Below are 6,539 nucleotides of genomic sequence, written 5' to 3' on the forward strand. Positions count from 1 at the left end.
GTCGAAAATCAAGATCGAAAACCGCAATCCGAACCGATCAGGCCGCCACGTCAACCCCGCGAAACATCCGGGCTAGTTTGACGTCAATCAGCGTCAGCGTTATTCTCCGACCAACCGACCTTAAAAGCATTGAAGCGATCCGAAAATTGGAACGTCGTGCTGACGACTGGTGGACCGTAGTGACGTCATGGATTGAAGTTCTCAGTGGTCAGGACATCAAGCAGATTGGACCCGCTAGGCAGTTGTGGCACAGCGGAACTCGTTTGCAGCTCTTTCCGTTGAATAAGGAGGAACGCTTAGAAAGTGGGCTGAAGGTTTTCAAGCCCGATGTGACCGGGGTCGTTAACTCTGAGCAATTGAGAGCGAGCTTCGCTCACGCTGGAAACGACGAATTGCCACCGGATGAGTGGTTGTTCCTACGTGACGCGCAATCGTTGTACAGAGCGGGCGAGTACCGCCGAGCACTTATTGACGTTGGCAGCGCAGCCGAATTGGCCTTGGCTCAGATCGTAAAGAATGAGTTGGGAAAGCAAGGCAAGTCGGACACCTACATTGAAGGTAAGTTGGTCCAACTTGCCAAATTGACGCTAGGGCAGAAAACTCACTACGTCGTAGACCATTTGAAATTGGGAAAGATGCCGCGCAATTTCAAATCGGTTGTGGTTGACAAGCGCAACGACGCGGTGCACTTAAGAGACACGCGAAAGATAGACGCCAAGCGTGCCATCGCCAAGACCTTGGAGCTAGTTGAGCGGGCTACACCAGTCGCCAGCGCTTCACGACTCCAATGTCCAAAGCCTCACCGGGGCCGCTCGCGGCTTTGAGCACCGCCGTCACAACCGGTAGAGCCACTTGGCGATTGGGCTGAAGGCCACCCTGCCGCACAGTGGTAGCGGCAGCGCTGTCTAAGCAACGACAGGCGTGTCGCCTACGCGTGATGCGCTCGGCGCGTTCATGCGGCGTGAGCAAATTGCTCACTCTGTCAGATCTTCGAGATCGGTTGTATAGTCGGAGCCTGCTCGAACACCTACGCATCGGCCGCGTCACGTCACGACGCTTCACATGAATTTTGTTTCTGGAAGGTCGTCGGCCTCTCGTCGCGTATGAATCCGCACCGGCCTCGCAAGCCCCGCAAAGACGGCGCTGCTCTGCGTTATCTCGATCGGTGGCGACGATATGTCGAATGGACGGAACGCTGCGCGGCGGCAGCTCACTGGATGCCCTGCCCGATCTGCGCTAGCTGCATGTTGTGTGAGCAAAAATGTCCGAGGTGTGCTGGCAACGGGCCTGACGCGCGCGCGGCTAGCGGGTCTGGTGCGCAATGGTGGGCGGCGCGCTCACAGGCTGTCTGCGGAGGTCACTCGCCTCGACGACCGCTTTCGTGCGGTAACCGAGGAACAGGCACGCGCACGGCAATCCTGGTCGTGGTGGAAGCGCAGGAGTCTCAAGTGGGGCAACTGGGATGAGCACTGAACCCTCCCCGACCGTGGCCGACAGCCGCAATCGACCTGGCTGCTCAAACGGGGGAATCAAATAATAGGTTGAGTGAGTCAACCCAAATTAGTTAACGTTCGCGATCTCGGTGGTTAGGTGATTCAGCATGATCTACGTAGCAGCAGCGGACTCGGGTGGTGGTGCCATCGTTGATGTCTGTTTGAGGGATTCACTGCTTCTGAGAGACGTGTGCCGACAGATCTTTGAAGCGATCAGAAGTGATGACGCTTTCGTGCCACGAACGGGCTATCCGCCGCACTTTTTTCGCTACGCGTTCGCGTGGATGACGGAAAATCAGCCGGACGCCGCCCAGCGTCTGGCCAGTAAGCAGGAGTCTTTGGCGTGGTCGAAGAACGACCTGGGATCGCCTACGGCCAGCGAATTGCTGTTGGCAACGAAAATCGCTGACATCGACGCCTCGACCGTGCGCTGGGATTTGAGCCTCGCAGCGCTGCAAATGTTCGATGCCGGGATACGTGAAATTCTCAACTATTTCGCTGACGACGCCCCCCCGTATGCGGACCTTCAATTCTTTGCAGGTGGAGAAGAAGAGGAATTCCGTACTCTGCAGCAAGAAATCACGGGCATTTTGAAAGCTGTCGAACTGGCTGCTCAACGCGCTGCTTCGGATCCCTCGGTTTCGGTGACGACTGCGGGTACCGCTGGTGGCGACGACGATTCCGTGCCGCACAACGACGAGTTGGTCGCAGTCGAGTTGACCGCAGACGAGACCCACCTGTTGTGGCATGGGCTGCTGCAGTGGGGCGGCCCGGCGTACTGCACGGAGGTGATGGCCATCGCGATGGGCTTTAAGAGCGTCGACGACATCTGGCGGCAATTCGACCGTCTCACGGTCCTGATTGATCGCGGGCAACCCTTATCCAGGACCGACTGGACCCGGACACTTCTGGCGACGGAGATCTGCTGGGCGAGCGACGTCCTCGGCGCAGGAGTTGATTGGGACATAGTCGCGGTCAGTGACATGTGGACCATCAAGATTCTTCGTGTCCTGCAACGAAAACTTGCCAGCGCAGGGGCGCTGGCACGGTGGCCGGGCACCAGTTCTCCCGCGGACTTCGCCGCCAGAGAAGCCGCTCGTGGTGACGACGAAGAATCCGTGTCGAACAAAGACGAGTTGGTCGCCGTCGCGTTGACCGCCGACGACCGCTGGTTACTGACGCATGGCCTGCTGCAGTGGCGCGCTCCACGAGCGCGGTGCACAGAAGCGATGGCCATCGCGATCGGCTTTGACAGCGTCGAGGATCTTTTTGGCCAATCCGACCGTCTGAAAGCCCTGATAGATCGCGGGGAACCGTTGTCTAAAGCCGACTGGACCCGGACGCTTCTGGCGACCGAGGTGTGCTTCGCCAGCGAAGTCCTCGGAGCGGGTGTCGAATGGGATGCAATCGCCGGCGCCGACGCGTTCACCATCGAGGTTCTTCGCGTCCTGCAACGCAAACTGTGGAAGGCAAGGGCACTGGCACCGGGGCGGGGCCCACGCTATGAGCCTCCTGCGGAGTTGACAGTCGAGGCCTCGCCGTGGCCGATCGAATCGACTGTTGGCCAGTTTGCTGCTGCGTGGGTTGCTTCGGTGACAAGTCCGGGTGGCTACACAATTGCCGTTCCCGCCGGTACGACGGGGGTCTTATTTGTGCTGATCGGTGGCGGGGGAGGCGGGGGCGCCTACGTCAAGAACGGGCACATGAGATTCGTCCCGCGAGGAGCTCGCGGTGGATCCACGACCGCACGGGTGCCGCCGCGGGCGTGGGGGCCTGGGCACTCCGCTGCGGGAGGGTATGGGGGGATTAGTACTGATTACGCCCATCTTCCCGGTGCCAGTTTGGCCGCAGGGCAGTCCACAGACAGCTTCACGCCGGATTTGTTTCCAAAGGGTTTTGTTGTCCCTGGTGGTGTCGGCGGAGCCGCCGGGAAAAACTCACCGGGAGGTGATGGCAGCGCGCCCGGCGCAGGTGGCGGACCCGGGGCCCGATTCAGTGACCGGTACCCCAACGGCAGCTATGGCGGTTCTGGCGGGTTTGCGGGCGAGCTCCAAAAGGGTCTTGTTTGGCTTTCGGACGAGTCCACCGAATCTGGTGTCTTCCAGATCACCGGCTTTGTTGGTGCCGGCGGTGCAGGTGACTCAGGCGATGACGGCACCTTCGCCGGCGGCGATGGTGGCTGTGGTGCTGCGTACTTCGCCTTCCTCGATCACCAGGCGCGCGCTGCTTATCTCGCGATCCTCGATCGCCCGGCGCGCCCGAGCGAGCGACCGCCAAGCGCCCCGTCGGCGGCTCCCACCTACTTCACCCCCCCAGAATTCTTACCCTCACTACGGATGTTGCCTCCGCAACATGGCCAAAGCGTCGAGGACGGTTACTCACAATGGAAGCTCCCGGGCATGCGGCGCTGGCCGGATCACGATCAGGCTCAGGGCGCCGATCCCGCAGCGAGCAGATAGGCAGGCCCCCCAATCCGCACTTCGCCTCGAAGCCCCCCTACGGCGCATACCCGATGTCAATTGGGCTGATCTGTTGCGTCCAAAACGATGGCGACGGCGAAAGGGCGGGGGTGTGTAACCGTTAAGGTGATCCAGCAGCCGCTACAGGACATTGCAGCTCCTGCTGCCGCCGGCGGATTTCAGAACTAGGTTAATCATGCAACCGGCAGACGACGATAATTTAAGACATCTATATGCACTGCGCTGCCCATGTCGGAAGTCGAGTTCGTGCGCCTACCTAACGGCTCCCGATCTTTGCTATCGCCAGGGCGTCGAAAAGAGTGGCGCGCCTGTTGGGTTCGGTTATCGATAGGGCGCGTGGTAGAGGACCACATATGTGGGTTGATTTTCAGTAAGAGGTATGAGCACAAGAATCTTGCGGCCGCTTCGGTATTGATCGCAGGATCGGAAATCTAAGCGGTCTATCGAGACGCCGGCCTGGCGAAGCACCTCATCCACAAGACCGTCCGCCATGATCGGCGGATAGTCAAAATGCTTGTACTGGACGTTTTGGCAGGTTTGAGTCATCACCTCCTCGCGTGGTGCGAGAAATCTGATCACCGCTTTTGCGCGGTAATCACCCAGCGGCGGTGTAGTGACCTGTATTTGCGTAGCGTCCGTGGGCAATACGATGCCGAAGTCCGCCATGACGCGACGGGCGTCGTCCTGCGGAGACAAATTCGAGGGACTGTTCGTCGTGCTGGCGGCGGTGGGTTGATGCACCGTGGTGGTGCATCCTGTCGCGAGGGTGGTGCAACTCAATGCCAGGGCGTAAGCCAGGATGAATCGTTTAGCCATGTCGGTGAATTCCGGTGCTACCAGTCATGGTGAACTCACGTGCCCATCCGATGCGGTGAAAACGCGCCATTTCGGCGTCGGTGACCGTGGATCCACCGATGTTCGTGGACTTGCCTAGATCCCAGTTGTACCGGTCTCTGACGTTCACATCGCCGTCGTAGGAGTAGGTCCACGGATGACCTTCGGCCGTGGGTGGGTGAACGGTGATTTGGCCAGCGAGGTTGTAGTCGAAGCTGCCCAGCGCATAGAACCAGTCCCTTTCGGGTCCATCGCCGCTTTGATGGGCCGCGGCGCCGTTCCAGACAGTGTTGACAGGAAACGTCAGTGGACCACTTGCCCCGGACAACTGGGCACGACTAATAGCCTCCGCCCCAAGTTGCTGCGTACGACGATCGACTAAGCCCTCGAACTCGGGGATGTCGTGGAGCATCTGGCGGACGTCTTGCGGTAGCGGCGTTCCGGTGACATCGAAGTAGTGATTGAAATTCCTTGCTGCGTGCGGGATCTCGTCGCTCTTCCACCACGCCCCTGCTTTGGCTTCGGTGTATTGGATCGCATCATCGGGATAGCGCGGCTCCCAGCTGCCGAAGAGGCCGGCACCAGGGTCTTTCGGCTGCCAACCCGGTGGTTCCGGTTTTCTCGGCAGCGTCGTGCCCGGCACCGGAGGACCCAGCTCATCGGGGTAGGGGTCCCCGCCGGGGGTAGCGCCCTCGATGCCGCCGGGGGCCGGCGTCACCTCGCCGTGTCCGCTACCGCGACCCGAACCCTGCTCGCCCTCACCGCCTGGCGGTGCTGGGTCCTCGGGCAACGGGCCACCAGGGGCCAACGGAACGTGATGGTCAACGAGCTGCACACCACCGCGCCGGCCCCCCGACGCGGCGCTGAACGGAGCCCGCAGCCCGCCCCGGTCCCGATCCATCTGCTCGGCGACCCACTGCTCAGCAGCCCACCAATCGTTGGCGGCGGCTTTGATCTGCTGGGAGAACTGCCCGGTGGCCTGCTGGTATTTCTCTGCGCTGGCATCGCTGAGTCCCGAGGGCCGAGTCCACGACACCGACAGATCATCATTGACCACGAACCCTTGCCGTTCCGCATTGTCAATCATGGCTCGCACGTTGCTGAGCTTGGGCATCACCGACTCAGTCATGCCCCGATACGCGCGATCAGCCATGCTGATGACCTCGTCTGCCCCGCCGACGATGGTCTTGCGGTCGCTGTAGGCCATGGTCATCGTCGCCTCCGCGGTACGCCCGGACCACGATTGCCCGCCAGGGCGTTCCGCCATGTGCACGTAATCGTTGGCCGCGGCCTCCCAGCCCGCCGCCGTCGACCGCCACGAGTCAATCAATGCCAGCACCAACTCCGGGTTGGCCGCATCGATTTGACTGCGGGTCACCACCGCCGGCCCACCTCACACATCGTCATCACACCAGCATCGTCGGCGGCGCCAAGGACGCAGACGCATCAGAGCCAGTGATCACCGCCGCCCGATCAGCCTCCGCAGCCGAAAACGCAGTGCGCGCCCGATCCACCCGATCACTAACCGACGACAACCGATCGGCCACAGCACTGCGCAATGCCGGAAGCGTCTCAGCACTCATCAGCCGCGCCGCCACCAGCGTCGGAGTATCCGACGACCCCGCGGCCAGCAACGACGGCTCCCTGATCTTCGCGGTCAAGTCCACGGACGTGGTGTACGACGTCGTTGTGTGATTCTTCGATGTGATGGTTCAGGCGGTCAGTGCCGCGG

The 6,539-nt window shown here is 61.0% G+C and carries 5 protein-coding genes; 3 read left to right on the plus strand and 2 right to left on the minus strand.

Annotation, left to right across the window (positions count from 1 at the left end):
• Positions 1 to 824, plus strand: an 824-nt coding sequence (locus ACZYZ9_RS26360; RefSeq protein WP_463829097.1) for a hypothetical protein, incomplete at its 5' end; no start/stop codon positions are given.
• 776 nt (positions 825 to 1,600) lie between these two features.
• Positions 1,601 to 3,952 (plus strand): hypothetical protein, encoded by a 2,352-nt coding sequence (locus ACZYZ9_RS26365; protein WP_463829098.1) that lies wholly within the window; start codon positions 1,601 to 1,603, stop codon positions 3,950 to 3,952.
• 342 nt (positions 3,953 to 4,294) lie between these two features.
• Here the strand turns inward: ACZYZ9_RS26365 and ACZYZ9_RS26370 are convergent, their stop codons facing one another.
• On the minus strand, positions 4,295 to 4,789 hold the full coding sequence (locus tag ACZYZ9_RS26370; protein WP_463829099.1) for a hypothetical protein: 495 nt from the start codon (positions 4,787 to 4,789) through the stop codon (positions 4,295 to 4,297).
• Positions 4,782 to 6,185 (minus strand): hypothetical protein, encoded by a 1,404-nt coding sequence (locus tag ACZYZ9_RS26375; protein ID WP_463829100.1) that lies wholly within the window; start codon positions 6,183 to 6,185, stop codon positions 4,782 to 4,784. Before ACZYZ9_RS26375 ends, ACZYZ9_RS26370 begins: the two co-directional genes overlap by 8 nt.
• Before the next feature lie 119 nt (positions 6,186 to 6,304).
• On the opposite strand from ACZYZ9_RS26375, the gene ACZYZ9_RS26380 reads away from it, so the two are divergent.
• Positions 6,305 to 6,502, plus strand: coding sequence for a hypothetical protein (locus ACZYZ9_RS26380; protein ID WP_463829101.1), 198 nt, complete (start codon positions 6,305 to 6,307; stop codon positions 6,500 to 6,502).
• The last annotated feature ends 37 nt before the right edge of the window (positions 6,503 to 6,539 follow it).

It is taken from the genome of Mycobacterium sp. IDUB_28 (genome assembly GCF_055419285.1).

Excerpts from the sequence above, each read along its gene's own strand:
- ACZYZ9_RS26365 (WP_463829098.1), top strand. The coding sequence starts at position 1,601 with ATGATCTACGTAGCAGCAGCGGACTCGGGTGGTGGTGCCATCGTTGAT.
- ACZYZ9_RS26370 (WP_463829099.1), bottom strand. The coding sequence starts at position 4,789 with ATGGCTAAACGATTCATCCTGGCTTACGCCCTGGCATTGAGTTGCACC.